The organism is Kribbella sp. NPDC050459 (genome assembly GCF_040655315.1).
Taxonomy (GTDB): Bacteria; Actinomycetota; Actinomycetes; order Propionibacteriales; family Kribbellaceae; genus Kribbella.
The window spans coordinates 25,010-51,245 of record NZ_JBFAJQ010000006.1; the positions used below are offsets into that span (position 1 = coordinate 25,010).

The 26,236-nt window shown below is 68.5% G+C and carries 26 protein-coding genes; 16 read left to right on the forward strand and 10 right to left on the reverse strand.

Going from position 1 to position 26,236, the window contains the following annotated elements; genetic code table 11:
• Positions 1–121 precede the first annotated feature (121 nt).
• The 11 genes from leuA to recO all read left to right on the forward strand — a co-directional run bounded on the left by leuA (position 122) and on the right by recO (position 12,523).
• Positions 122–1,795 (forward strand): 2-isopropylmalate synthase, encoded by a 1,674-nt coding sequence (gene leuA / locus AB0I12_RS21160; protein WP_359933109.1) that lies wholly within the window; start codon positions 122–124, stop codon positions 1,793–1,795.
• A 246-nt stretch (positions 1,796–2,041) separates the two neighbouring features.
• The gene (locus AB0I12_RS21165) at positions 2,042–3,142 is read left to right on the forward strand and encodes an ABC transporter permease (protein WP_359932219.1); all 1,101 of its coding nucleotides are present in this window, start codon (positions 2,042–2,044) and stop codon (positions 3,140–3,142) included.
• 4 nt (positions 3,143–3,146) lie between these two features.
• The gene (locus tag AB0I12_RS21170; RefSeq protein ID WP_359932221.1) at positions 3,147–4,043 is read left to right on the forward strand and encodes an ABC transporter permease; all 897 of its coding nucleotides are present in this window, start codon (positions 3,147–3,149) and stop codon (positions 4,041–4,043) included.
• Positions 4,044–4,048: 5 nt separating this feature from the next.
• Positions 4,049–5,128, forward strand: a complete 1,080-nt coding sequence (locus AB0I12_RS21175) for an ABC transporter ATP-binding protein (protein ID WP_359932223.1) — start codon at positions 4,049–4,051, stop codon at positions 5,126–5,128.
• A complete protein-coding gene (locus AB0I12_RS21180; protein ID WP_359932225.1) occupies positions 5,125–6,192 on the forward strand; it encodes an ABC transporter ATP-binding protein in 1,068 nt (355 codons plus the stop codon). The genes AB0I12_RS21175 and AB0I12_RS21180 overlap by 4 nt, the downstream gene beginning before the upstream one ends.
• Entirely contained in the window at positions 6,192–6,410 is a 219-nt protein-coding gene (locus AB0I12_RS21185) for a hypothetical protein (RefSeq protein ID WP_355688959.1), read from the forward strand. Before AB0I12_RS21180 ends, AB0I12_RS21185 begins: the two co-directional genes overlap by 1 nt.
• A 45-nt stretch (positions 6,411–6,455) precedes the next feature.
• On the forward strand, positions 6,456–8,321 hold the full coding sequence (locus AB0I12_RS21190; RefSeq protein ID WP_359932227.1) for an ABC transporter substrate-binding protein: 1,866 nt from the start codon (positions 6,456–6,458) through the stop codon (positions 8,319–8,321).
• A gap of 51 nt (positions 8,322–8,372) precedes the next feature.
• Complete coding sequence (locus tag AB0I12_RS21195) at positions 8,373–9,821, forward strand: GNAT family N-acetyltransferase (RefSeq protein WP_359932229.1); 1,449 nt, start codon at positions 8,373–8,375, stop codon at positions 9,819–9,821.
• 138 nt (positions 9,822–9,959) lie between these two features.
• Entirely contained in the window at positions 9,960–10,949 is a 990-nt protein-coding gene (locus AB0I12_RS21200) for an aldo/keto reductase (RefSeq protein WP_359932231.1), read from the forward strand.
• Positions 10,946–11,767 carry an SDR family oxidoreductase gene (locus AB0I12_RS21205; RefSeq protein ID WP_359932233.1) on the forward strand — a complete coding sequence of 274 codons (822 nt, stop codon included), beginning with the start codon at positions 10,946–10,948 and terminating at the stop codon, positions 11,765–11,767. The genes AB0I12_RS21200 and AB0I12_RS21205 overlap by 4 nt, the downstream gene beginning before the upstream one ends.
• Before the next feature lie 12 nt (positions 11,768–11,779).
• On the forward strand, positions 11,780–12,523 hold the full coding sequence (gene recO / locus AB0I12_RS21210; RefSeq protein WP_359932235.1) for a DNA repair protein RecO: 744 nt from the start codon (positions 11,780–11,782) through the stop codon (positions 12,521–12,523).
• A gap of 263 nt (positions 12,524–12,786) precedes the next feature.
• Here recO and AB0I12_RS21215 read toward each other — a convergent pair whose 3' ends face one another.
• The 4 genes from AB0I12_RS21215 to AB0I12_RS21230 form a co-directional block, all read right to left on the reverse strand.
• Positions 12,787–13,188, reverse strand: a complete 402-nt coding sequence (locus tag AB0I12_RS21215; RefSeq protein ID WP_359932237.1) for a hypothetical protein — start codon at positions 13,186–13,188, stop codon at positions 12,787–12,789.
• Positions 13,189–13,489: 301 nt separating this feature from the next.
• A complete protein-coding gene (locus tag AB0I12_RS21220) occupies positions 13,490–14,107 on the reverse strand; it encodes a hypothetical protein (protein ID WP_359932240.1) in 618 nt (205 codons plus the stop codon).
• A gap of 131 nt (positions 14,108–14,238) precedes the next feature.
• Complete coding sequence (locus tag AB0I12_RS21225; protein ID WP_359932242.1) at positions 14,239–15,222, reverse strand: hypothetical protein; 984 nt, start codon at positions 15,220–15,222, stop codon at positions 14,239–14,241.
• Positions 15,216–15,827: a hypothetical protein gene (locus AB0I12_RS21230; RefSeq protein WP_359932245.1), complete on the reverse strand. Its 612-nt coding sequence runs from the start codon at positions 15,825–15,827 to the stop codon at positions 15,216–15,218. Before AB0I12_RS21230 ends, AB0I12_RS21225 begins: the two co-directional genes overlap by 7 nt.
• 626 nt (positions 15,828–16,453) lie before the next feature.
• On the opposite strand from AB0I12_RS21230, the gene AB0I12_RS21235 reads away from it, so the two are divergent.
• Genes AB0I12_RS21235 through AB0I12_RS21245 form a run of 3 tightly spaced genes read left to right on the forward strand, consistent with a single transcriptional unit; the run spans position 16,454 to position 18,470 of the window.
• The gene (locus tag AB0I12_RS21235) at positions 16,454–17,308 is read left to right on the forward strand and encodes an isoprenyl transferase (RefSeq protein ID WP_359932248.1); all 855 of its coding nucleotides are present in this window, start codon (positions 16,454–16,456) and stop codon (positions 17,306–17,308) included.
• 47 nt (positions 17,309–17,355) lie between these two features.
• Positions 17,356–17,580, forward strand: a complete 225-nt coding sequence (locus tag AB0I12_RS21240; RefSeq protein ID WP_359932251.1) for a hypothetical protein — start codon at positions 17,356–17,358, stop codon at positions 17,578–17,580.
• Positions 17,580–18,470 carry a hypothetical protein gene (locus AB0I12_RS21245; protein ID WP_359932254.1) on the forward strand — a complete coding sequence of 297 codons (891 nt, stop codon included), beginning with the start codon at positions 17,580–17,582 and terminating at the stop codon, positions 18,468–18,470. Before AB0I12_RS21240 ends, AB0I12_RS21245 begins: the two co-directional genes overlap by 1 nt.
• Positions 18,471–18,476: 6 nt before the next feature.
• Here the strand turns inward: AB0I12_RS21245 and AB0I12_RS21250 are convergent, their stop codons facing one another.
• The 4 genes from AB0I12_RS21250 to AB0I12_RS21265 are packed head-to-tail and all read right to left on the reverse strand — an operon-like array spanning position 18,477 to position 22,091.
• Positions 18,477–19,118, reverse strand: a complete 642-nt coding sequence (locus tag AB0I12_RS21250) for a response regulator transcription factor (RefSeq protein ID WP_359932257.1) — start codon at positions 19,116–19,118, stop codon at positions 18,477–18,479.
• Positions 19,115–20,338, reverse strand: a complete 1,224-nt coding sequence (locus AB0I12_RS21255) for a sensor histidine kinase (protein ID WP_359933111.1) — start codon at positions 20,336–20,338, stop codon at positions 19,115–19,117. Before AB0I12_RS21255 ends, AB0I12_RS21250 begins: the two co-directional genes overlap by 4 nt.
• Before the next feature lie 53 nt (positions 20,339–20,391).
• A complete protein-coding gene (locus AB0I12_RS21260; protein ID WP_359932260.1) occupies positions 20,392–21,213 on the reverse strand; it encodes an ABC transporter permease in 822 nt (273 codons plus the stop codon).
• Positions 21,210–22,091, reverse strand: coding sequence for an ABC transporter ATP-binding protein (locus AB0I12_RS21265; protein WP_359932263.1), 882 nt, complete (start codon positions 22,089–22,091; stop codon positions 21,210–21,212). Before AB0I12_RS21265 ends, AB0I12_RS21260 begins: the two co-directional genes overlap by 4 nt.
• Before the next feature lie 118 nt (positions 22,092–22,209).
• On the opposite strand from AB0I12_RS21265, the gene AB0I12_RS21270 reads away from it, so the two are divergent.
• On the forward strand, positions 22,210–23,304 hold the full coding sequence (locus AB0I12_RS21270; protein WP_359932266.1) for an S-(hydroxymethyl)mycothiol dehydrogenase: 1,095 nt from the start codon (positions 22,210–22,212) through the stop codon (positions 23,302–23,304).
• Here AB0I12_RS21270 and AB0I12_RS21275 read toward each other — a convergent pair.
• Positions 23,301–24,671: an MFS transporter gene (locus AB0I12_RS21275; RefSeq protein WP_359932269.1), complete on the reverse strand. Its 1,371-nt coding sequence runs from the start codon at positions 24,669–24,671 to the stop codon at positions 23,301–23,303. The two genes, AB0I12_RS21270 and AB0I12_RS21275, sit on opposite strands and share 4 nt — an antisense overlap.
• 135 nt (positions 24,672–24,806) lie before the next feature.
• Here AB0I12_RS21275 and AB0I12_RS21280 point away from each other — a divergent pair, with 135 nt between their 5' ends.
• A complete protein-coding gene (locus AB0I12_RS21280; RefSeq protein WP_359932272.1) occupies positions 24,807–25,754 on the forward strand; it encodes a sigma-70 family RNA polymerase sigma factor in 948 nt (315 codons plus the stop codon).
• Here AB0I12_RS21280 and AB0I12_RS21285 read toward each other — a convergent pair.
• Positions 25,740–26,234, reverse strand: coding sequence for a GNAT family N-acetyltransferase (locus AB0I12_RS21285; RefSeq protein ID WP_359932275.1), 495 nt, complete (start codon positions 26,232–26,234; stop codon positions 25,740–25,742). The two genes, AB0I12_RS21280 and AB0I12_RS21285, sit on opposite strands and share 15 nt — an antisense overlap.
• Positions 26,235–26,236 lie beyond the last annotated feature (2 nt).

Consider the following 26,236-nt stretch of genomic DNA (forward strand, 5'->3'; position numbering starts at 1 on the left):
AGGCCGGTCCCTCGCCGCGGAGTCTTGACGTACGCCGGTCGTCCCTCACGACACCCGTACCTCCCAGGAGAACCCCGTGGCACCGAAGAACCAGCCCCAGCCTGTCCAGCAGCCGTCCGGTATGCCGACCCATCGCTACCGCGCGTTCCCGCCGATCGACCTGCCGGACCGCACCTGGCCGGCCAAGTCCGTCGACCGCACGCCGCGCTGGCTGTCCACCGACCTCCGCGACGGCAACCAGGCACTGGTCGAGCCGATGTCCCCGGCCCGCAAGCGGCGGATGTTCGACCTGCTGGTGAACATGGGCTACAAGGAGATCGAGGTCGGTTTCCCGAGCGCCAGCCAGTACGACTTCGACTTCGTCCGCAGCCTGATCGAGGACGACGTGATCCCCGACGACGTGACGATCTCGGTGCTGACCCAGGCGCGCGAGGAGCTGATCGAGCGCACCGTGCAGTCGCTGCAGGGGTCGCCGAAGGCCACCATCCACCTCTACAACGCGACCGCGCCGCTGTTCCGCCGGGTGGTGTTCAACGTCGACAAGGCCGAGTGCCGCACGATCGCGGTCCGCGGCACCGAGACCGTGATGAAGTACGCCGACGAGATCCTCGGCGACTGCGAGTTCGGGTACCAGTACAGCCCGGAGATCTTCACCGGCACCGAGCTGGAGTTCGCGCTCGAGGTGTGCGAGGCGGTCAGCGACGTGTGGCAGCCCGCCGCGGGCCGCGAGATCATCCTGAACCTGCCGGCCACCGTCGAGATGTGCACCCCGAACGTGTACGCCGACCAGATCGAGTGGTTCGGCCGCAACCTGACCCGGCGCGAGCACAGCACGATCAGCCTGCACCCGCACAACGACCGCGGTACGGCGGTGGCCGCCACCGAGCTGGCCCTGATGGCCGGCGCGGATCGCGTCGAGGGCTGCCTGTTCGGCCACGGCGAGCGCACCGGCAACGTCGACCTGGTGACGCTGGGGATGAACCTGTTCAGCCAGGGCATCGACCCGCAGATCGACTTCTCCGACATCGACGAGATCCGCCGCACGGTCGAGTACTGCACCCAGATGCGGGTCCCGGAGCGCCAGCCGTACGCCGGTGACCTGGTCTACACCGCCTTCTCCGGCTCGCACCAGGACGCGATCAAGAAGGGCCTGGAGGCGCTCGACAAGCAGGCGGCGGCCGAGGGCAAGCCGGTCGGCGAGATCGCCTGGGAGGCGCCGTACCTGCCGATCGACCCGAAGGACGTCGGCCGCAGCTACGAGGCCGTGATCCGGGTGAACTCGCAGTCCGGCAAGGGCGGCGTCGCGTACATCATGAAGTCGGAGCACCGCCTCGACCTGCCGCGCCGGCTGCAGATCGAGTTCAGCCGGGTGATCCAGCAGCACACCGACAACGAGGGCGGCGAGGTCGGCCCGCAGCAGATGTGGGACATCTTCGCGGCCGAGTACCTGGCGCCCGGTGCGCTGTCGCTGCTGAGCGTCAACTCGACGTCCGGTGAGGGGCAGGGCGACCAGCTCCGGGTTCAGGTCTATGCCAACGGCGTACCGCACGAACTGGTTGGTGAAGGCAACGGTCCGGTGTCGGCGTTCGTGGACGCGATCAAGCCGCTGAAGTACGACGTCCGCGTGCTCGACTATCACGAGCACGCGCTCTCCGCGGGCGGCGACGCGCTCGCCGCGGCGTACGTCGAATGCGAGGTGGGCGACGACGTGTTCTGGGGTGTCGGCCGGGACGCCAACATCCTCACCGCATCGTTGAAGGCAGTGGTGTCGGCTGTCAACCGCGCCACGCGCTGACCGGCCGGTAACAGCACGCGAACTGCCCGCCTCCGTGTCGGAGGCGGGCAGTTGCTGTACGCCCCGGTACCGTTAGGTCACAGACCGCAACGTTGTCTCAACGTTGCCTCAAGTCGTTGACTCGCTGACCAGCTATGCGCAGACTGTCTGCTCAATGCGCAGATCCTTGCAAGACAGTGTTCCTAAGTCGAGCTTTTCAAGGGTCTGCGCCACCGACTTTCCCTGGTAGTCGCGTGGAGGTGAGCAGTGAGCGGTGCGGTCGACACGTCCGCGGCGAAGCTGATCGAAGGACCTGCCGTCGAACCGAGACCCTCGGCTGCTAAGCGTTTTCTGAACGCCTGGCTCGTCCGAAGACTCTTCAAGGCGGTCCTGACGATCTTCATCGTCACCACCGGTACGTTCTTCCTGGTCCGGCTGCTGCCGGGTAACCCGGTCGAGACGTACATCCAGACGCAGATCGCGCAGACCGGCATCTCGTACGAGGCCGCCGCCGCACAGGCGCAGAACCTGTTCTCGCTGGATCCGGACGCGCCGCTGCTGTCGCAGTACGGCACCTACATGCTGAACTTGCTGCACGGCGACTTCGGCAACTCGGTGCTGTCGCCGGGGACGACGGTCGCGGAGGTGATCAAGACCTACCTGCCGTGGACGCTGTTCTCGGTCGGCGTCGCCACCGTGTTCAGCTTCGTCATCGGCATCGTGGCCGGCATGATCATGGCCTACCGCCGGGAGAGCTGGGTCGACCACCTGCTGACGTCGATCGGCTCGCTGCTGCACGCGATCCCGAACTACATCCTCGCGATCCTGATCGTGGTGTTCCTCGGCGTGAAGCTGCAGCTGTTCAACCTCACCGAGGCCCGCGGCTCCTACACACCCGGCGTCGAGCCGTCGTTCAGCCTGAGCTTCCTGAACGACATCTTCTACCATGCGACGCTGCCGATCCTGGCCTACGCGCTGACCACGGTCGGCTCCTGGGCGCTGGTGATGAAGTCGTCGACGGTCGAGACCCTCGGCGAGGACTACGTGACGGTCGCCCGCGCCCGCGGCCTGTCCGACTCGCGGATCCGGTCCGGGTACGTCGGGCGCAACGCCGTGCTGCCGCTGTTCAGCCAGCTCGCCGTCTCGCTCGGCTTCGTGGTCGGCGGCTCGATCTTCGTCGAGCGGATCTTCGGCTACCAGGGCATCGGGTTCAGCCTGTTCAACGCGGTCAACGGCCGCGACTACCCGGTGCTGCAGGGCATCTTCCTGGTCGTGACGATCTCGGTGGTGGTGGCCAACCTGGCCGCGGACCTCCTCTACAGCCAGCTGGATCCGCGGATCCGCGTCGGCGGCGAAGGGGAGAAGTGACGACATGACCGAAGCCACCATTCCTGTCACGTCCATCGGGACGACCGGCGTCTCCCGGTTCGCCGGCATCATGCGCTCGCTGCGCCGCAGTCCGGCCGGTTTCATCGGGTTCGTGATCGTCGGCCTGATGGTGCTGATCACCGCGATCGTGCCGTTCTTCCTCCCCGAGGTCGCCCCGAACGTCAAGGAGATCCTGCTCCCGGCCGGTTCGCCCGGGCACCTGCTCGGCACCGACAACGAGGGCAAGGACGTCCTGATCCAGATGATCGGCGGCGGCCGGACGGTGATCTTCGTCGGCTTCGTCGCCGCGGCGATCTCGACCGCGCTGGCGATCGTCCTCGGCTCGCTGGCGGCGTACCTCGGCGGCTGGGTCGACTCGGTCGTGGTCACGCTGTCGGACGTCTTCCTGACGGTCCCGCAGATCGTCCTGCTCGCCGTCCTCGGCGCCTTCTTCCGGCTCGACTCGCCGATCCTGCTGGCGCTGCTGGTCGGCGGCCTGTCCTGGCCGGTGCTCACCCGGGCGGTCCGCGCGCAGGTGTTCTCGCTGAAGGAACGCGAGTTCGTCGAGGCCGCGCGGCTGCTCGACCTCGGCACGATCCGGGTGGTGTTCGTCGAGATCCTGCCGAACATGGCCAGCTTCATCCTGATGAACTTCATGATCGGCGTGACGAACGCGATCTACCAGCTGGTCGGCCTCTACCTGCTCGGCCTGGCCCCGCTGACGGGCTCGAACTGGGGCATCATGCTCAACCGCGCCTGGATCGCCGGCGCCATCTTCAACGACGCGAGCCTGGCCTGGATCCTCAGCCCGGTGGTCGCGATCATCCTGCTGCTGCTCGGACTGGTGATGATGACGAGATCCCTCGAAGAGATCCTCAACCCGCGGCTCCGGGACCGGTGAGCACGGTGACGACCACTTCTTCGAGCCCTCGCGCCACGCGCGGCGGCCAGGGCAAGCCACTGCTGTCGATCCGCGACTTCAAGGTCGAGTACCGGACCGGGGCCGGGGCGACGGTGCAGGCGGTCCGCGGTGTCGACCTCGACCTGTTCCCCGGCGAGAGCCTCGCGCTGGTCGGGGAGAGCGGCTGCGGCAAGACGACGTTCGGCCTCGGGCTGCTGCGGTTGCTGCCGCGCCTCGGGCACGCCAGCGGCAAGGTCACCTTCAACCGCAGCGACGGCACCGAGATCGACGTCCTCGGCCTGGACGGCAAGGACCTGCGGCAGTTCCGCTGGCGAGACGCGGCGATGGTCTTCCAGGGCGCGATGAACGCGTTCAACCCGGTCCTGAAGATCCGCGCGCACATGCACGACACGATGCGTGCGCACACCAAGGCTAGTAAGCAGGAGATCGAGGACCGGGCGTCCGAACTGCTCCGGCTGGTCCGGCTGGAGCCGTCCCGGGTCCTCGACTGCTACCCGCACGAGCTGTCCGGCGGTATGCGGCAGCGGGTGCTGATCGCGATGAGCCTGCTGCTCGAACCCGAGGTGCTGATCCTCGACGAGCCGACCACCGCGCTCGACATCCTCACCCAGCGCTCGGTCGTCGACGTCCTGCACGAGGTGCGCGAACGTCTCGGGTTCTCGATGATCTTCATCTCCCACGACCTGTCGCTGGCCGCCGAGCTCGCGGACCGGGTCGCGACCATGTACGCCGGGCGCATCATCGAGACCGGCGGCGTCCGGGACATGTTCTACCGGCCGCGGCACCCGTACACGCTCGGGCTGATCAAGGCCGTGCCGCCGATCGTCGGCGACCTGCCGGACATGGAGTCGATCCCGGGCGGCCCGCCGAGCCTCGCCGCGCTCCCGAAGGGCTGCACGTTCAGCCCGCGGTGCAAGTTCGCCACCGAGGAGTGCAAGGAACAGGACCCGGCCCTGATCCCGATCACCGACGAGCCGGGCGACGCGCACGAGGCGGCCTGCATCCACTGGAAACAAGTGCACCTCGAGCGTGAGGTGCCGAGCGACTTGGGGAACGCATCATGAGCGCGCTGGAGAAGTCCCCCGAGACCCCGGAGTCCACCGAGTCCACCGCCCGGACGCCGCTGATGACGCTCGGCGGGGTCAGCCAGGTGTTCAGCACCAAGGCCGGCCCGATTCGTGCGGTCGACGACGTCGACCTGTCGGTCAACCCCGGCGAGGTGCTCTGCCTGGTCGGCGAGAGCGGCTCCGGGAAGACCACGGCGGCCCGGATGGCGGCCGGCCTGGCCCGGCCGACCAGCGGCGAGGTGGCCTACGACGGCCAGGACATCTGGTCGATGAACCGGCAGGACTTCGGCGCCTTCCGCCGCAGTGTGCAGTACGTCCACCAGGACCCGTACGCCTCGCTCAACCCGACGCGGACGATCCAGCAGACGATCGTCGCCCCGCTGCTCAAGCACGGCGTGGTGAAGACCAAGAAGGCCGCCGCCGAGCGCGCGGCCGAGCTGCTCACCAAGGTCGACCTGACCCCGCCCGAGAACTACCTGCCGAAGTTCCCGCACCAGCTGTCCGGCGGCCAGCGCCAGCGGGTCGCGGTCGCCCGGGCGCTGACGCTGGACCCGAAGCTGATCATCGCCGACGAGTCCACCTCGATGCTGGACGTGTCGATCCGGATCAGCGTGCTGGCGATGCTCGGCCGGCTCCGCGACGACTCCGGGTTGGGGTTCTTGTTCATCACCCACGACCTGGCGATCGCGAAGTACTTCGGCTGGAACGGCAAGACCGCGGTGATGTACCTGGGCCGGATCGTCGAGTTCGGGCCGACGCCGAAGATCATCAACGCGCCGACGCATCCGTACACCAGGGCGCTGATCGACGCGATCCCCGAGCCGGACCCGGACCTGACCAAGACCAAGGGCCGTGAGTCCCTGCGCAGCCTGGAGATCCCGAGCCTGGCGAACCTGCCGTCCGGATGCTCGTTCCACCCGCGCTGCCCGCTGTTCGAGGACGGGCTGTGCGACGCGACGGTCCCCGCCCTCACCACGATCCGATCCGGCCAGTCCGCCGCGTGCCACGTGGTCGCGCGCGACGGCGTACCAGAGGCCGGGCCGGATGACCTGGGGGCCTGATGTCACCTCAGCTCGGCCGGATGGCCCTCGGCTGGGCGACGTTCCTGGTGCTGGCCAGCGGAGTACTGCTGCTCACGCTGTCGCCGGGCACCCCGGAGTTCGTCGTCACCCTGTTCACCTTGTGTTTGGGCCTGCTACTGGGCCTGGTGGTCGGCGCCGGGATCTTCGTGATCCGGCGGCGGGAAAAACGCGAGGGCGGTAGTCAATCCCACCAGTAGTACCTGACCCACATGGGCGTGCGGTCAGTCCAGAAAGGACGAAGGATGAGTCCCACCGACACCAACGATCCCGGCACCAACGGAACGGGCGCGAGTGCCCTGACCAATGCGGTCTCCCGCCGGCACGTGCTCCAGCTGTTCGGCATCGCCGGTGTCGGCGCCGCCGGCATCGGCTCGCTGACGGCGTGCTCGCCGAGCTCGCCGAACAGCAACAGCGAGGGCGGCGGAAAGTCCGGCACCAAGGAGTTCCACGGGGCGTACCCGTACCAGCTCCCGCCGAAGGGTCACTTCAACCTGATCGCCGGTGTCACCGACGGCATTCAGGCCAGCAACAGCCCGTACTTCGACCTCGTCTACCCCAGCGCCGGCATGTACTACTGGGCCGACAAGAAGTGGGAATGGATGATGGCCGAGTCCGGGACCCTGGACGAGGCGAACAAGACCTACACCCTGAAGCTGCGCTCCGGCCTGAAGTGGAGCGACGACAAGCCGGTGACGGCGAAGGACGTCGTGTCGACGTTCAGCCTGCGTTGGCTGCTGCGCCAGCAGGAGTGGACGTTCCTGACCGACATCAGCGCCAAGGACGACACCACGGTGGTCTTCACCATCGGTACGCCGTCCACCGTGCTCGAGCGCTACATCCTCCGGGCCGGGATCCTGCCGGACTCGGTGTACGGCGAGTGGGCGACCAAGGCCGAGGCGCTGCGCAAGGCCAAGACCAGCCTGGACAGCGCCGAGGGCAAGCAACTGAACGGCGACTTCCAGAAGTTCCGTCCGGAGAACCCGCCGGTCTCGGGCCCGTTCAACTTCGACGTGAAGAGCATGACCAACGCGCAGATGTCGCTGGTCAAGAACGACAAGGGCCTGTTCGCCGACAAGATCGGCTTCACCAAGGTCGTGCTGTACAACGGTGAGACCTCGGACATCACGCCGGTCGTGATGAACAAGGACGTCGACTACGCCACCCACGGTTTCGCGGTGGCCAGCGAGAAGACCATGCTGGGTTCCGGTTTCCGGATCCTCCGGCCGCCGGTGTACTCGGGCCCGTCGCTGGTGTTCAACTACACCACCCACCCGGAGCTCTCCGACGCCCGCGTCCGGCAGGCGATCGCCTACGTCCTGGACCGCAGCGAGAACGGCACCGTCGCGCTCGGCGACTCCGGCAAGCCCTGCAAGTTCATGGCCGGCTTCTCCGACATCCTGGTCCCGGACTGGATCTCGGACGCCGACCAGAAGAAGCTGCAGGCGTACGAGAAGGACGAGGCCAAGGCCACCTCGCTGCTGCAGGCCGCCGGGTGGAAGAAGACCGGCGGCAAGTGGATGCTGCCGAACGGCAAGCCGGCCGCCTACGACATCAAGTTCCCGACCGAGTTCGCCGACTGGAACCCGGCCGCCACCAACGCGGCCGACCAGCTGAACAAGTTCGGGTTCAACATCACCAAGCGGGGTATCACCTTCACCCAGCTGAACCCGGACGTACTGGCCGGCAAGTTCGACATCGCCATCCAGACCTGGGGCGCTTCGAGCCATCCGCACCCGTACTTCGCGTTCGTCCAGGACCTGTACACGTTCAACTACGTGATCGCGGCGAACTCGGGCGGCAAGGGCATGAACTTCCCGCTCAACCAGACCACCTCGGCCGGTCCGATCGACCTCAAGGCCGTCGTGGACAAGTCCGCCCAGGGCCTGAACCTCGACGAGCAGAAGAAGAACATCACCGCCGCGGCGATGGCGTTCAACGAACTGCTGCCGATCATCCCGCTCTGGGAGCGCTACGGTAACAACCCCGCGCTCGAGGGCACCCGGGTGGCGAAGTTCCCGGCCGACGACGACTCGATCCTGAAGAACGCGCCGTACGCGGACAACTTCGTGATCATGGGCATGTACTCGGGCAAGGTCGGGCCGGTCTAAAGCACTGGCGTTCTGACCCGATTGTTTGGTTGGGTCGGCCGGGTGATCAGCATGCGCGAGATCGACCCGGCCGACCTGGCCTTGTTCGACGAGTGGTACGACGCCTTCCGGGCCGGCGCGGTCGCCGGCCGGGAGGCCGCGCTGGTGACCGGACCTGAGGCGCTCGGGTACTCGCTGCGCAACCCGAGCCCGTTGAAACAGCGGATCGTGGTCGGCGCGTTCGAGGACGACCGGGTGCTCGGCACGATGCTGTTCGAGTACCGGCTGAACGACAACCTCGACACGGTCGAGGTCGAGATCGACGTTCCACCCGCGCACCGGCGGCGGGGGATCGGCACGGCGCTGTGGCAGTGGGCCGCGACCCGTGCCGCGCAGCTCGGGCGGACGATCGTGCAGGCCGAGGTCGCCGTACCGGCCGCTGGGTCGCCCGGGGCGGCGTTCGCTGCGCGGCTCGGATTCCAGGTCGAGCACGTCGAGGAGCATCTCGTCGTACCGCTGCCGTACGACGATCTGCGCCTGGAGGAGCTGCGCTCCGATGCCGGGCGGCTCGACGGGTACCGGCTGACGTCGTTGGCGGGGCTGTGCCCGCCGGAGCACCAGCAGGCGTACGCCGACCTGCACACCGCGATGGATCTCGACGTACCGACCGGCGGCATGACGCGTGAGGTCGTGCCGTGGACGGTCGAGAAGCTGGAGGCGAGCGAGGCCCGGATCGACCGGAGCTACCTCGCGCTGGTGACGATGGCGCACACCCTCGCCGGTGAGCCGGCCGGTTACACGCTGATCTACCTACCGCGGGCCGATGCCGTGAACGCCCAGCAGGACGACACGCTGGTCCTGCGGGAACACCGCGACCACAACCTCGGCACGTTCCTGAAGCTCGCGAACCTGGAACAGCTGGCCAAGCATCGGACGACGCAACGCTTCCTGCACACCTGGACGGCGTTGACGAACGCCCCGATGCGCAAGGTCAATGCGCGCTTCGGCTTCCGTGCCGTCGAGGAGCACCGCGAACTCGAGCTCCGCCTGCCGCGGCTCCGCCCGGCGGCTCGGGGGTTGATCGTGGACGAGAACGAGCGCGTCCTGCTGGTCCGGTTCGAGTTCGCGGACGGGCCGCTGTGGGCGACACCGGGCGGCGGCCTGGAAGCCGGTGAGACCGTAGTCGAGGGCCTGCGGCGCGAGCTCGTCGAGGAGGTCGGCCTGACGGGCTTCGCCGACCCTGTCCACCTTTGGCACCAGGAAGTAGTTGCCGACGGCCACGCCACGGGCTACGACGGCGTCCTCAACGACTACTTCCTGATCCGCGCGGACCACTTCACCCCTGCCGGCTCCATGACTGCCGCCGAGCTCGCCGCCGAGAACGTCCACGAGCTGCGCTGGTGGACCCTCGACGAACTGCTAGCTCACAAGGGCCGCTTCGCCCCACGCGACCTCCCGGAGCTGGTTCGCCGCCTGCTGGCGAACGGCCCACCCAGTACACCCACCCAGCTCGGCCTGTGAGAGGCCTGTGCGAACCTCGCTCTCAACGATCTGCTCGCGCCGCTCGGCATCACGCGGATCCAGCTGGACCCGGCGCTGGTCGCCGTACCGGTCGGAGGCGTCGTAGCAAGCTGAGAGCCGCAGGGGTAGGTTCGGGGCATGCGTGAATCCCAGCTCGGTGACTTGACCGTTTCCTGCCTCGGCCTCGGCTGCATGGGCATGTCGCAGTCGTACGGCGTCCGCGCCGACGACTCCGAGTCCGTCGCGACGCTGCACGCGGCCATCGACGCGGGCTGCACCTTCATCGACACCGCCGACGTGTACGGCGACGGCGAGAACGAGGAACTCGTCGGCCGCGCACTGGCCGGCCGCCGCGACCAGGTGGTGCTCGCGACCAAGTTCGGCTTCAAGCGCCCGTCGTCGGCGTCGGCGGTGCCGACCGTCGTGGACGGCTCACCGGCGTACGCCGCGGAAGCCCTGGACGCCTCGCTGCGCCGGCTCGGTGTCGACCACATCGACCTGTGGTACCTGCACCGGCGCGACCCGCAGGTCCCGATCGAGGAGACCGTCGGAGCGATGGCCGCCGCGGTCGAGGCGGGCAAGGTGCGGTACCTCGGGCTGTCCGAGGTGAACGGCGACACGGTGCGCGCGGCCCACGCCGTCCACCCGATCACCGCCGTCCAGAGCGAGTGGTCGCTGTGGACGCGGGACCCGGAGACCGTCGTTCTGCCGACGCTGCGCGAGCTCGGCATCGGGTTCGTCCCGTTCAGCCCGCTCGGGCGCGGGTTCCTCACCGGGCAGATCAAGTCCGAGGCCGACTTCCCCGAGGACGACATGCGGCGCGGGCTGCCGCGGTTCCAGGGCGAGAACTTCCAGCGCAACCTGGACCTCGTCGAGCAGGTCAAGACGCTGGCCGCCGCGAAGGGCGTCACCCCCGGCCAGCTGGCGCTCGCCTGGCTGCTTGCCCAGGGCAATGACGTGGCGCCGATCCCGGGGACGAAGCGGCGCAAGTACCTGGCCGAGAACCTGGGCGCCGTGGACGTCACGCTGACCGCTTCCGAGCTGGCCGACCTGGACGCGGCGTTCCCGCCGGACGCGGTGGCCGGCCAGCGGTACCAGCAGGGCGGGATGGACCTGGTGGGCAAGTGATCGGCGTCACCGGGTCGACCGGACAGCTCGGGTCCCGGATCGTCGCGCGGCTGACCGGCGTACCGCTGCGGTTGATCGTGCGGGACCCGGCGCGGGCTCCGTCGGTGCCGGGCGCCACGGTGGCGCAGGCGGCGTACGGCGAGCATGCCGCTCTGTTGGCTGCTTTTGAGGGTGTCGACATACTGCTGCTCGTCAGCGCGAGCGAGTCGGCGGACCGGGTGGCGTTGCACAAGGCCACGGTCGACGCGGCGGTGGCGGCGGGTGTGCAGCGGATCGTGTACACCTCGTTCGTCGGCGCGGCGCCCGGCGCGACGTTCACGTTCGCGCGGGACCACTGGCACACCGAGCAGCACATCCGGTCTGTTGGGGTCGACTTCACGTTTCTGCGGGACAACATGTACCTCGACTTCGTGCCCGGGTTCGTGGGTTCGGACGGCGTGATCCGGGGTCCGGCGGGGGACGGGCGGGTCGCCGCGGTCACTCGAGACGACGTGGCGGCCGTCGCGGCCGCGGTTCTGACGTCGGACGGGCATTCCGGCGCTACCTATGACCTGACCGGGCCGCGCGCGTTCACGCTGGCCGAGGCGGCGGCGGTGCTGACCGATGCGTTGGGGCGGAAGGTGCGGTACGAGCCGGAGACGCTGGACGAGGCGTACCGGTCACGCGAGTCGTACGGCGCTCCGGCGTGGGAGGTGGCCGGCTGGGTCACGTCGTACGCCGCCATCGCCAGCGGGGAGCTGTCGGGCGTGACGACCTCGGTGCGTGACATCACCGGAGTCGAACCGACCGGCCTCGAGGAGTATGTCCGCGCTCAGTGAGACACTACTGACGTGCCGCTCTACCGGGATCAGGCGATCGTGCTGCGCACCCAGAAACTGGGTGAGGCGGACCGGATCGCCACGCTGCTGACCCGGGCCAACGGCAAGGTCCGCGCGGTCGCCAAAGGGGTCCGGCGGACGTCGTCGCGGTTCGGCGCCCGGCTGGAGCCGTTCAGCCACGTCGACCTGCAACTCGCCACCGGGCGCACCCTCGACGTCGTCACCCAGGCCGAGTCGATCGCGGCGTACGGCGAGGGCATCGTGGGCGACTACGCGCGGTACACCACCGGCACCGTCCTGCTCGAGACCGCCGACCGGCTCGTCGTCGAGGAGAAGGAACCGGCGATCCAGCACCACCTGCTCCTGGCCGGCGCGCTCCGCGTCCTGTCCACCGGCGAACGCGAGCCCGCGCTGGTCCTGGATTCCTTCTTGCTGAGGTCCTTGGCGATCTCCGGCTACGCCCCGTCCTTCGACGACTGCGCCCGCTGCGGCGAACCAGGCCCCCACCGAGCCTTCAACCCCGCCGCCGGCGGCATGGTCTGCACCTCCTGCCGCCCACCCGCCTCAGCCATGCCGTCCCCCGCCACCGTCACCCACCTGGCCGCCCTCCTCACCGGCGACTGGCCCACCGCCCTCCAAGCCGACCCCAGAACCCGCCGAGAATCCACCGGCCTGATAGCCGCCTTCTTCACCTACCACCAAGAAAACCAACTCCGCTCCCTACCCCACCTCGACCTAACCCCCGGCGGAGCCTGAGGACGAGAGGCCTGAGCGGCGGCTACTGATCCCGCTCGTTGCTCTCGGCCTTCTCCACGCCGTGTACGCTGCCTGCCTTCCGCGCCTCGGGAGCTGTCGAAGGAGCCTCCGTCATGCCAGGCCGGGCCGTGAGTACATCGTCGGCTTGAGCATGACGAGACGTCAGTCGCCCGCTGCGTCGCACACTGCGATCGGCGGCGCCTTGTGGACGAACTCCGGGCCCGCCCCGGGGAGAACGCACGTTCGCAGTGCGGGTGAGGACTTCAACATGCGCCCAGCTCTTGCTCGGCGATCAACCACCAGCGTTTCCCGCCGCCTGTCGCCGATGGCGCGTACACGACGCGGGACAAGACTTTCTTGGGCTCTTTGGTTCCGGCGCCGGCGGTTACCGGCTTGTTGTTCGACTGCGAACGGATGACGATCCCGGAGACGTCGATGCAGTTGATGAGACGGACCTCGGGCTGCTCCAACTTGAGGTTGACGGACGATACCTGGAGATTCGTGACCGTCGTACGGCCGGATTCGTACCAGCCGTACTCCTGAAAAGTTGTGAGGTCCTCAAGGACCGTCGTCATCCACGCGCCTCCGTTGCCGGCGCTCTCCAGTTTGGCCTTGTCGGCCTTGGCCGGCGCCGCCAGCGCGGTATCGATCGCGGTCCGGGCCAACGCGTACTGCCTCTTCGCTGCTGCGATCGCCGTCTGCTCCGCCGGTGTCCACTGAGGTCCCGAGGGCGCAGCCGATGGCGTCAGGGTCGATGAGGTCTGCGTAGACGTGGGAACCGTGTTCGGTCGGCCCGACTCTGGGGATGCATTACAGGCTGAGAGCGCGGCCAGGACGCAAAGAGCTGTGAACGGGCGGCCGAGCGCCAAACGGCGGGGCATGGGTGGGGACTCCGTTCTTCGGTTCCGCTGATTCAAGGGGTGCGCAGATGGGGCGCGTTCGCCAGGGCGAGTTGTCCGCATGGGCTCAGCAGGAACCCAGGGTTTTCTGGTCAATCAGGAACCACCTCTTTATGGACTCGCCGACCGGTGGCGCGTACACAACCCGCGCCTGGATCCTGTGGCGATTTCCATTTGCGGGGATGGCCGGAACAGGCTTATGGGTCTTTTGGTAATACAAGCCGATTTTCGAGGTGTCCAGGCACACATTCAGTCGCACCTCGGGTTGCTCGGTCTTGAGATTGACCGATGCAACGGACAGGCTGACGACACTCGTCTTGCCCCTCTGGTACCAGCCACGTTCCAGGAAGAACTGCACATCGGTCACGACGCGGATGAGCCAAGCGCCGCCGGTGCCGGCTTGCAGCAGTTTCTCGTCCGATGCCCTCATAGGATTGTTCAGTGCGGCGTCGATGGCGACCAGAGCTGACGTATAGCGCGCCTTGGCCGCCCCGATGGCAGGCTGCTCAGCCGGTGTCCAACTGGGAGTCGAGTGCCTCGCCGGCGTCGGAGTCGGGCTGTGGGTTGCGGAAGGTGAGATGGCGGTTGCATGTGGCTGGCCGGCCTCGGGCGAACTGTGGCAGGCCGTCAGCAGCGCATGCGCGCTGAGCGTGGCAACGGCGACGAGCAGTAGTCGGCAGGGCATGCGATGGTGTCCGTCTCTCCGGGGTGTTGAGCTGGTCGGGACGCACTGGAACCGGCCGTTATGGGCGCGGCCCGAAATCTCTGAGGCGGAGGGCGTCAGTTGTCACCTCCGTGCGCGACTGATCGCCTCTGTCAACATTCCGGGTTGACCTGTGCGGTGTCGCCGCCGTTCGGGTCGACGAGCACCGGGACTGCTTCTCCGATGCGCAACTGCGTCGTGGCTTGCTGAGTCATGGAGATCTGCCCGCTGTCACCCAAGGTGCTCTGCCAGGCGATGTCCCACTGGGCAGTGGCGATCACCGGATACTTGCAGTTCGTCAACTTCCGCGATGTCTTCACGTACCTATGTCCACAAGTAGGCGACGCCTTGACACCCATCGCCTTGTCATACGGCGTCCCTGGCCCTTCACACCGAACCGTCTTCCCGTCTCCCATCGACCAGTTGATGGCTTTCACCTGGGCCGTCACGGTCACACCCAACCCAGGCACGGTTGAACTCCGAACGATCGGTCCCCAGGTGTTCTCCGTCTTCGTAACCCACAACCAAACCGGCATATTCACCAGCCCGATCTGATCGGCAGCCGGCGCCGTCTTGATGAGCGGCGCACCGAGGCGCATCTCCCCAATTGCCTCGTAGACCAACGTCAGCGGGTCAACCACAACCGTGTCAGGCCGACCAGGCAACCAGATCCACCGCGTCACGAAACGTGTGCCCTGCTCGCGAACACAGTTCCAGATAGCGCCATCTGTGTGGCCTTGCCACACAGGTTCGCTCTTCGGCGGCTGCGGCTCGGCTCTCCCCAGGTAGCACTGCTGGCTGTTCGACCAGTTGCCGAGGTTCGAGGTACATGACCGTGCGGCGCCGCCGTCCATGCAGACTCGTTCGGGCGTCCTCGTGACCGATCTCGCGGGCTTCTTTCCCGGCTTCGTCGTCGGCCGTTGGTCCTGAACGACGGAGCGCAGCCTCCAGACGCAGAGATGGTAGCTGTTGCAGACCAGGATGTATTCACCTTCGGGTTTGGGCTGACGCGTCATCGCCGCCCAAGTGGGTGCCACATGTTGCGTCGAGATCAGCGCGAGGGTCGTCACCGTGAGAAGGACGAGACGCCTCAGCATGACCCGAGGTCCTTCTCATCGATCAGGAACCATTTCTTGGCGGTCTGGCCGACGAGTGGCGCGTACACGATCTGAGCCTGGACCTTGTGGCGATTTCCGTTTGCGGGGATGCCGGGCACCGGCTTGCGGGTTGCCTTGTAGCGCAGAGAAATCTTCGAGGTGTCCAGGCAAGCATTCAGACGCACCTCCGGCTGCTCGGCCTTGAGCTTGACCGATGCGACAGAGACTCCCTCCAGGCTGACTTTTCCGTCGGAGTACCAGCCGCGATCGAGGTTGAATTGCACGTCGGTCAGGACCTGGACCAGCCATTTGCCTCCGGTACCGGCCTCTAGCAGCTTTTCTCTCGTCGCCGCCGGCGGATTGTTGAGCGCTGTGTCAATAGCAGTTCGTGCCGAGAGATAGCGCGATTTGGCGGCTGTGATCGCCGCTTGTTCCTCCGTGGTCCAGGTTGGCGTCGAGGGAGCGGTCGGCGTAGGGGCGGGGGAGGTCGTGGTGGTGGCGGTTGGGTTGGGTTGGCCGGCCTCGGGCGAGCCTTGGCAGGCTGTTAGCGCGGTGAGGGCGCAGAGGGCTGCTGCGGCGGTGGTGAGGGCCGGTCGGCGGGGCATGTGGTGGGGCTCCGTTCTTGGATGCTGTTGGTGTAAGGGTGGCATACGGAGGGTGTTCACCGGGTTGGGTTATCCACAGGTTGCAGGTTCCTGCAGTGACAGTTGGTGACTGGCGGCAGCGTCCTCTGGTTGGGCGGTCACTTTGTGCAGCCAGTTCGGATGCCGGCGGTCGGGTGGTACGGATGCGGTGCACAAGCTGGACCAGGTGACGGGGACGTCGTGGTCAGGTGGGGTGTCGCGTCGGCGTGTGCCAGAGCGGGATCCGGGAGCTGTTTCGCCAGGGCGATGGGTGCGTGGAGTGGGCGGTCGCCGCGCGGTAGCGCGCACTCGTGCGCTAAGCGCGGGGTGGGTGGGAGCGGCGCGTAGAACGGCGACGGAGGAGCCGCCCGTAGCACCGCGTTGGGCTGACCGCCCGTCTGCCGGATCAACCCGTACGCACTCACCCGTGCGTGCTCACCCCGTACGTCCTTGCCTGTGCGTCGTCACGTCGCCGCGGGCTCACGTCGCCGCGGGCTCACGTCGTCACGTGCTTACGTCGTCACGTGCTTACGCCGTCCGTCCTCACGCCGTACGGGCTGGGCCGGTGCCTGGTTGGTGGGTGTGGGGTGGGTGGGAGACTTCGGGGTATGTCGCCTATTGGTCGTCGTCGAGGTCGTGGGTTGGTGGGGGTGCGGGGGGAGAAGGTGGTGGTGGCGCCGGAGCCGCATCCTTCGGGGGCTCGGCCGCCGGGGGTGCCGAAGGAGTTGGTGCCGCGGCATGTGGCGATCGTGATGGACGGGAACGGGCGGTGGGCCAAGCAGCGGGGGCTGGCGCGGACCGAGGGGCACAAGGCGGGTGAGGCGAGCCTGCTGGATGTGATCAAGGGCGGGATCGAGATCGGGGTGAAGTACATCTCGGCGTACGCGTTCTCGACCGAGAACTGGGCGCGGTCGCCCGAAGAGGTGCGGTTCCTGATGGGGTTCAACCGGGAGGTGATCCACCGGCGGCGTGACGAGCTGGACGCGATGGGGGTCCGGGTCGTGTGGTCGGGGCGGCGGCCGCGGTTGTGGAAGAGCGTGATCGACGAGCTGGAGGACGCGCAGGAGCGGACGAAGCACAACGACACGATCACGCTGCAGTTCTGCGTGAACTACGGCGGCCGGGCGGAGATCGCCGACGCGATGCGGTCGATCGCGCGGGAGGTTGCCGAGGGCAAGGTGAAGCCGGACCGGATCTCCGAGCAGACGATCGCCCGGCACCTGTACGCGCCCGACATTCCCGAGGTGGACCTGTTCGTGCGGTCGTCCGGGGAGCAGCGGACGAGCAACTTCCTGGTCTGGCAGCTGGCGTACGCCGAGATGGTGTTCCTGGACACACTCTGGCCGGACTTCGACCGCCGCGACCTGTGGCGGGCGATCGAGATCTACGCGCGGCGGGACCGGCGGTACGGCGGTGCGGTGCCGAACGAGGTCACGACGGGGGAACTGGATTCGCCTCACTAGCGTCTAGGCTCGTTGCAAGTGTCAACGACATGAACGGGTGATGCAGCGTGCAGGACCAGCCGACGGACGAGACCCCGCAGCAGATCGTCGAGCGGGAGCTACGGGCCGCGCAGGAGCAGGTCCGGAGGGTGGCCGAGCAGTTGCGCGCCGGTCTGGCCGAGGACGACCGCCGGCTGGCCGAGGCGCGCCAGGCGACCCAGCACGAGGCACAGCACCCGACCCAGCACGAGGCACAGCACCCGACGCAGCACCCGACGAGGGACGAGCACTGATGGCGAACGAGAACGACATCGCGATCCTGACCGACCGGATCGCGCAGGCGATGCGCCGGGCCAGGATCGTGCTCGAGAGCTCGGCCGACGCGCTCAGCAATGAGAACTTCGGCCGGCTGCTGCAGGCAAGGATGGAGGACGTCCGGTCGCTGTCGGGCGCGGCCGAGCGGGTCCAGGAGGCCGAGTTCGAGGCTGAGGTGCAGCGCCGGATGGCGGACCGTACCCAGGACCCGCGCGACGCCGAGAGCGCCCGCGAGGCGCGCGACGACGTACTGCGTCCGTTCGGGCACGCGCAGGAGGAAGGGCAGGACGTCGTGCGGCGGATCGACGCCGCTCAGGAGCAGCTCGCCGAGTTCCGCCACGATCTCGAGCTGAGCGGGAGCGCGCTCGACGATGCCCTCGGCGACGTCGGCAGGCTCGGGACCTTCCCCGAGTCCCGCGCCACGGCGGAGGGGCTGCGCCCGAGGCTGCACCACCTCCGGACCCTCACCGCGAACGCGGACACGGGACTGCGGACGGCGAGCAACCATCTCGAGGACGCGAAGGGCGCCGCGCAGCAGCTCGGGCGCGTGCAGGCCGACGTCGACAGGTATCGGCTCTCCACCGCGATCAGGGAAACCGGCGAATCGCTGAAGGGGGACGTGTCCAAGACCGAGCAAGGTCTGGGGACGGTGCGGGACGGCCTGGTGGCTGAGCGGCAGAACGTCGACGACATGGCGAAGTACGGCCACGAGCAGGCTGAGCTGGCGGATGCGATGCGTGCCGGGATGAACCCGACGCCGGCGGCCGCGCAGACCGGTGACCGAGCGGCCCCGGAGCCAGGGAACGGTGCCCAGGACCCACACTTGCGGCTGGCGCAGCAGACCTCAGAAACCAGCCACGAGCGCTGAAGCAGGTCAGCGGCCGGGTGAGGGGAGCAGGCCGCGTTCTATCGCCACGGTGACCGCTCGCGTCCGGTCGTCGACGTCGAGCTTGGCGAACAGCCGCTGCAGATGTGTCTTGACCGTGGCCTCGCCGATGAACAGTTCGCGGCCGATCTCGGCGTTGCTGAGCCCGCGGGCGACCGCGGCCAGCACCTCGAGTTCGCGCGGTGACGGCTGCGCCGCGGCGGGCGCTGCCGGCGTCCGCAGACGCGACATCAGCCGCGCCGCGACCGGCGGCGCGAGGACGGTCTCACCGCGCGCGGCGGCCCGGATCCCGTTCAGCAGCTCGACGTGCGGCGTGTCCTTCAGCAGGTATCCCGCGGCGCCGGCCTCGACCGCGTGCAGGATCTCCGTGTCGGTGTCGTACGTCGTCAGCACCAGCACCCGCGTCGACGGGTAGCCGGACACGATCGCCCCGGTCGCGGCCACCCCGTCCATCCGCGGCATCCGCAGATCCATCAGTACGACGTCCGGCACCGTCGACTCCACCAGGGCGAGCGCCTCGAGACCGTCACCCGCCTCGCCGACGACGGAGATGTCGTCGGTGACCGAGAGCATCCCGCTCAGCCCGGACCGTACGACGGGGTGGTCGTCGACCACCAGAACCCGGATCACACATCCTCCTGCACTGCCGGAATCAGGACCTGCACCCGGGTGCCGTGACCGGGGCTGCTCTCCACCTCGACGCTGCCGCCGGACTCCTCGACCCGCCCGCGCATGGCGCTCAGCCCGAAGCCGCCCGACACCGAACCCGGCGTGAACCCGGATCCGTCGTCGCGGATCTCGATCCATACCCGGCCGTCGGACAGCCCGAGCGTGATCAGCACCTGCGTGGCCGCCGCGTGCTTGCGGACGTTCGCCAGCGCCTCCTGCGCCGACCGCAACAACACGACCTGCTGCGCCTGCGGCAGCGCCGCGACCTCGTCGTCCGGCAGGTCCAGTGCGACCTGTACGTCGACCCCGGTCTCCGCGGCGAACCGCTCCGCCTGCCGGCGCAGCACCTCGGTCAAGGTTGCCTCGGACAACGCGACCGGGGTGAACGCGGCAACCAGTGCGCGCGCCTCGGCCAGGTTCTCCCGCGCGGTGTCCTCGATCGCCGCCAGCCGGGCCGCGGCGCCGTCGGTCCCGCCCCGGGACAGCTCGACGGCGGCGGCCTGCGCGAGCATCACGATCGACGTCATGCCCTGCGCGAGCGTGTCATGGATCTCGCGCGCCATCCGCTCCCGCTCGGCCATCACGCCGGCGCTGTGGTGCGCCTCGGCGAGCTCGTCCCGGGCCGACTCGAGTTGCTCGATCAGCTCGGCGCGCTGCTGGCTCTGGGTGATCACCTTCTCGATCCAGATCCCGAACAGCAGGCTGACCACGAGACTGACCAGCATCCACGGCAGGATCTGCCAGAACGCGTCCCAGCCCCACCCGGCGCTCCACAACTGCGCCGTACCGACGCCGACCACGAGCAGCAGGCTGAGGCCGACGCCCTCGCGGATGTCCTCGCACAGCAACCAGATCTGCGCCGACGCGATGAACATCAGGAACACCGACTGCGGGTAGATCCCGATCAGCACCGTCAGGCAGGCGATCAGGACCAGCCGATAGGTGTACGACGGGAGCGCCCGCCGGGACCGGACCGCGGGCAGCCCGACGAACTGGTACGCCGCGCCGAGCAGCACGACCGTCCCGGCGTACACCGCCTGCCGCGTGGCGCCGAGATCGCCGGTGAAGGACAGGGCCAGCGTCATCCCGAGCAGAACCCAGAACACGATGTGCCAGCCGATCAGTGTCCGTGTCCAGACGGGCTGCCCGGCACTGTCTCGTGAGCTCTGCACGGACCCCATCATCCTCCACGCCAGGATCCAGACCCGCGGTCCGGTCCAGGCGGGGCGGTCCATCAGCCCGCGTCCCGGCGGGTCCAGCGGAACAGGCGCTGGGCGAGGAACAGGCCGACGAGCAGCCAGGCGGTGAGGACCATCGCGCCGGTGCCGAGCTGCCAGGACCCGCCCGGCTCGTTCACCTGGTACCCGTCGGGCAGGAACACCGACCGCATGCCCTGCGCGAGCCACTTCAGCGGGAAGAACTCCGACACCGTCCGCATCCAGGCGGGCAGGCTGCTGTAGACGAAGTACACGCCGGAGATGAACTGCAGCAGCAGGACGACCGGCGTGACCACCGCGGACGCCGCCCGGCCGGACTTCGGGACGACCGAGAACGCGATGCCGAGCACCGAGCCGGACGCGGTGCCGAGTACGAAGATCCAGAGGAAGTTCAGCCACTTCTCCGGCGACGTCGGGACGGCGACGCCGAGCAGCAGGCCGGCGATCGTCAGCAGCAGCGCGAACTGCAGGACCGAGGTGACCAGGACCATGCCGATCTTGCCGATGAAGTACGACTGCGGCGACATCGGCGTACCGCGCAGCCGCTTGAGGACGTCCTGGTCGCGCTCGATCGCGATCGCGATGGCCAGCGACTGGAAGCTGGTCAGGAAGATGCCGGAGGCAATCATCCCGGGGGTGAAGTAGGTCGCGGCGGTGACGCCGCCGGAGAAGTCGGTGCCGCTGAACACGGCGGAGAAGATGCCGAGGAAGATGATCGGGAAGAAGAACGTGAAGATCAGCTGCTCGCGCTCGCGGAAGAACTCCTTCACCTCGATCGCGGTGCGGGACAGTCCGACCTTCAGCGGCGACGGCAGTACGGTGCTCACTTCGGGGCTCACGCGAGAGCTCCTTCCGGTTCCGGGGCGGCGCTCGCCACTCCGATGAGTTCCAGGTAGACGTCTTCCAGGCTCGGCCGCCGGACCTGCAGCTCCGGCACCTCCGACCCGCCGTACTCGGCCATCAGCCGGGCGACCTCGGCGGTCGGCCGGTCGGTGCGTACCTCGCGCGGGCCGTCTGGGGTCAGCCAGGAGACGCGCGCGGTGCGGGCGCCGCGGCCGCCGAGCGTGTCCGGCGTCGCGACCTCGACCATCCGGCCGTCGGCGATCACGCCGACCCGGTCGGCCAGGTGCTCGGCCTCGTCGAGGTAGTGGGTGGTGAGCAGGATCGTGGTGCCCTCGGTGCGGAGCTCCTCGATCAGCGTCCAGAACTGACGGCGCGCCTCCGGGTCGAACCCGGTGGTCGGCTCGTCGAGGAACAGCAGCTCCGGGTTGCCGATCACACCGAGAGCGACGTCCAGCCGGCGACGCTGCCCGCCGGACAGGTTGCGTACCCGGGTCCGGCGCTTCTCCTCGAGCCCGACCGCGGCGATCACCTCGTCGGGGTCGCGCGGGTTCGGGTAGTACCCGGCGAAGTGCCTGATCATCTCCGTGACCGACAGCACCGCCTCGTCCCGGGTCGTCTGCGCGACGATCCCGAGCCGCGCCCGCCAGTACCGGTCGCCGCGGGCCGGGTCGGTGCCCAGCACGCTCACCTCGCCCTCGTCGGCCCGGCGATACCCCTCCAGAATCTCCGTGGTCGTCGTCTTACCGGCCCCGTTCGGCCCGAGCAGGGCGAACACCTCGCCCCGGTGGATGTCCAGGTCGACCCCGTCGACCGCCACCTTGTCGGGGTACCTCTTGACCAGACCGCGCACCCGCACTGCGTCGTCGTTCTCCATGCCTCAACTCTGGCTGCCCGCGACCACCCGCCGGGAGCACCGCTCGGCGGACGGGCTGTCCCCCGACCGGTGGACACAAGGGTGTACGCCGGTGGGTCGAGCCAGCTAGGTTCGGGGAATGGCTCAGACGGTGCGTGGTGTGGTGGCGGCGGGCAAGGGTGCGCCGGTGACGATCGAGGAGATCACGATCCCGGACCCGGGGCCGGGTGAGGCGGTCGTGCAGGTGCAGGCGTGCGGGGTCTGCCACACGGACCTGCACTACCGCGAGGGCGGGATCAACGACGAGTTCCCGTTCCTGCTCGGGCACGAGGCCGCGGGGATCGTGGAGGCGGTCGGCGACGGCGTCACCGACGTGCAGCCGGGCGACTTCGTCGTACTGAACTGGCGGGCGGTCTGCGGCAATTGTCGTGCTTGCCTGCGGGGACGGCCCTGGTACTGCTTCAACACGCACAACGCGCAGCAGAAGATGATGCTGGCCGACGGCACCGAGCTGAGCCCCGCGCTCGGCATCGGGGCGTTCGCGGAGAAGACCCTGGTCGCGGCCGGGCAGTGCACGAAGGTCGACCCGGCGGCGAAGCCCGAGGTCGCGGGCCTGCTCGGCTGCGGCGTGATGGCCGGCCTCGGCGCCGCGCTCAATACCGGCAACGTCGGCCGCGGTGACACCGTCGCCGTGATCGGTTCGGGCGGCGTCGGTACGGCGGCCGTGGTCGGCGCCCGCCTCGCCGGGGCCGCGAAGGTGATCGCGATCGACATCGACGAGCGCAAGCTCGCCACCGCGCAGGAGCTCGGCGCAACGCATGCGGTGAACTCCAAGGGCCTCGACCACGACGGCGTCGTCGCGGCGGTGCAGGAGCTCACCGGCGGCTTCGGCGCCGACGTCGTGATCGACGCGGTCGGCCGGCCCGAGACCTGGAAGCAGGCGTTCTACGCCCGCGACCTGGCCGGCACGGTCGTGCTGGTCGGCGTACCGACTCCCGAGATGCGCCTCGAGATGCCGTTGCTGGACTTCTTCGGCCGCGGCGGCTCGCTCAAGTCGAGCTGGTACGGCGACTGCCTGCCGACCCGTGACTTCCCGCTGCTGATCGACCTGCACCTCCAGGGCCGCCTGCCGCTGGACCGCTTCGTCTCCGAGACGATCGCGTTGGACGAGGTCGAGGACGCGTTCGCGAAGATGCACCACGGGGACGTCCTGCGCTCGGTCGTCGTCTTCTAGCGAGCTCGGACCGCCCGGGCAAGGAAGCCGGCCGCGACGATGCCGATCGCGGCCGTCGACGCGATCGACCAACTCGTCGTGCCGAAGGACCGTACCGACAGGAACAGCGTTCCAAACAGCGTGACACCGCCGACCTGGCTGAGTTGCATGGCGGTGGTGAGGATGCCGCTCGCGTCGCCGGCCCGGGCCAACGGCACGTGGACCAGGGATTGGGTGACGAGTGGGCTCGCGGCCAGACCCATGCCTGCGCCCGCCAGGACGAGACCAGGCCACACAACCGACAAGCTGACGCCGGCATAGCCGAGCGCGCACAACACGAGGCCGGCGGGAACGACCAGGTGGTGCACTCGGCGCGGGAGGACACGCCAGAAATAGCCGACCAGGCCGAACGTGACGGCGAACGGCAGCCAGGTGAGACCGGCCTGCTCAGGGGATTCACCGAGTTCGTGCTGCAGGTGGAGGGTGAAGGTGAACAGGAACCCGCCCATCGCCAGCAGCGTGCAGGCGAGCGTCACGAGACCGGATGGCAGACCGCGGGCGCGCAGTACGTCGAGGTTCAGCAGCGGGTCGCCGCCGCGGTCCGCAAGCCGCCGTTCGAACCGTATGAAGACCACCGCGACCACCACCCCGGCGGCGCTGCAGCCGAAGGTCCAGAGCGGCCAGCCGACCTCGTGACCGACCACCGCCGGCAGCACCATCAGCAGTACGGCACAGGTCGACAGCGCCAGGCCGATGACGTCGAGACGGCGCGTCGCACCCGGCCGGTCCGCCGGCACGGACAGCGGTACGAGCAGTGTGAGGCAGATGCCGACCGGGACGTTCACCAGCAACACCGGGCGCCACCCGGAGCCGAGCAGGTTCGCCCCGACGAGGAGCCCACCGGCGATCAGCCCGGCGACCTGACCGGCGGACAGCGTCACGCCGTACGCCGACAAGGCCTTGGCCCGGGCAGGACCGGTGAAATGCGCCTGGATCAGGCTCATGATCTGCGGCACCATCAGCGCCGCCGCGATCCCTTGCACGAAGCGGAACAGCACCAGCGGCAGGATCGCCGGGGCCAGGCCGCAGGCGAGCGACGCGAGGGTGAACAGGATCGCGCCGGTCACGTACATCCGGCGGCGACCGTAGAGATCGCCGAGCCGCGCGCCGGTGACCAGCATCATCGCGTACGCGACCAGGTAGCCGCCGACGACCAGTTGCAGCCAAGCGCCGGAGGCGTGGAAGCCGGCACCGATGGCCGGCATCGCGACGTTCACGATCGAGGTGTCGAGCAACGCCATGAACTGGCCGACGAGGAGGACGGCGAGCATCAGCCCGCGCCGGGTGCCCGGGCCCGCCGGGCGGTCGGTGGTTGTTACAGCAGTCATCAGGTTTCTCCCTTGTCTGCAGGGGACGTGGGGTATACCTGGCGGGTCGGCAGGATTCATCGGCGGCCGACCGATGATTTTCGCGAGGTTGCGCAGTACGTACTGCGGCAAGCGAACCGTGGGAGGCTGACCTCGATGGACCGCGACAAGTTCGACCTGAGGGCCGAGCCGCACCGGCGCGAGTTGCTGGTGCACTGCTACCGCATGCTGGGGTCGATCCAGGACGCGGAAGATCTGGTGCAGGAGACGCTGCTGCGTGCGTGGCGCGCCGCTGACTCGTACGACGAGCAGCGCGCCTCGATGCGGACCTGGCTCTACCGGATCGCCACCAACGCGTGCCTGACTGCTCTCAAAGGCAGGGGCCGGCGCGCGCTGCCGTCGGGACTCGTCAGTGCAAGCCAGGACGCTCAGGCGGCGATCGAGCTGAACACGGACGTGGCCTGGCTGCAGCCCTTTCCGACGGCCGGCGACCCGGCCGCTGCGATCGCCGCCCAGGGGAGTCTGCGGCTCGCCCTCATCGCCGCCATGCAGTACCTACCGGCCCGGCAACGTGCCGTCCTGGTACTGCGGGACGTCCTCGACTGGCCGGTCGCAGACATCGCCGAGGCACTGGAAACCACGACCGCAAGTGTGAACAGCGCGCTTCAGCGGGCCCGCGCCAGGCTGGCCGAGATCGACATCACCGAGGACGACGTCGACGAGCCTGACGACCGGGAGACCAGTTCCGTCATCGACGACTACGTCCGGGCCTTCGAGGCCGCCGACGTCAACGGCCTGACCCGGCTGCTCACCGACCAGGTCGTCCTCGAGATGCCGCCGGCCCCGCTCTGGTACGTCGGGCGCGACGCGTACGGGGAGTTCATGGCCCGCGTGTACGCGATGCGCGGCCCGGCCTGGCGAGTGCTGCCGACCGTGGCCAACCAGCAGCCGGCCGTCGGCGCCTACGTGCGCGGGGACGACGGACGCTTCCACGCGCACAGCCTGCAGGTGTTCACGGTCACCAAGGCCGGCATCACTCACAACGTCGTGTTCTTCGGCCAGGACCTCTTCGCGTACTTCGACCTGCCCTTACACCTTGAATGAGATCCACAGGTCCGGCGGCGCGTCCGGCTTGCCCGGGATCGGCCGAGCCTCCTGCGTCCATACGTCGCCGGAGATCTCGGTCGCGACCCGCTGCCAGAACCTGACCGCCTTCTCGTTGCTGGCCTGGAAGGCGACCTCGCAGGGGCCGGGGTGATGCGCCAGCACTTCCTGGACCGCCCGCAGGCCGAAGCCGCTGCGACGCACCGGTCGCACCATGAAGAACCCGTTCAGCACATGTACCGGCTGCTGCAGTGCGCGCATGAGGCAGAACCCGACCGGGTTCTCGCCGAGCGAGATGACGTACCCGGCCCACTCCGGATGGCCGGTCAGGGCGTTCTCCAGCCACTCGGTGCGGTAGCTGCCGTCGGGTCGCGGGAGTTGGCCCTGGAACTCGGACATATCGTGGCGGAACATCAACCACAGCCGCTCCATCACGGGTCGGTCGGAAGGCTCCACACGGCGCACCAGAAGATCGGACATAG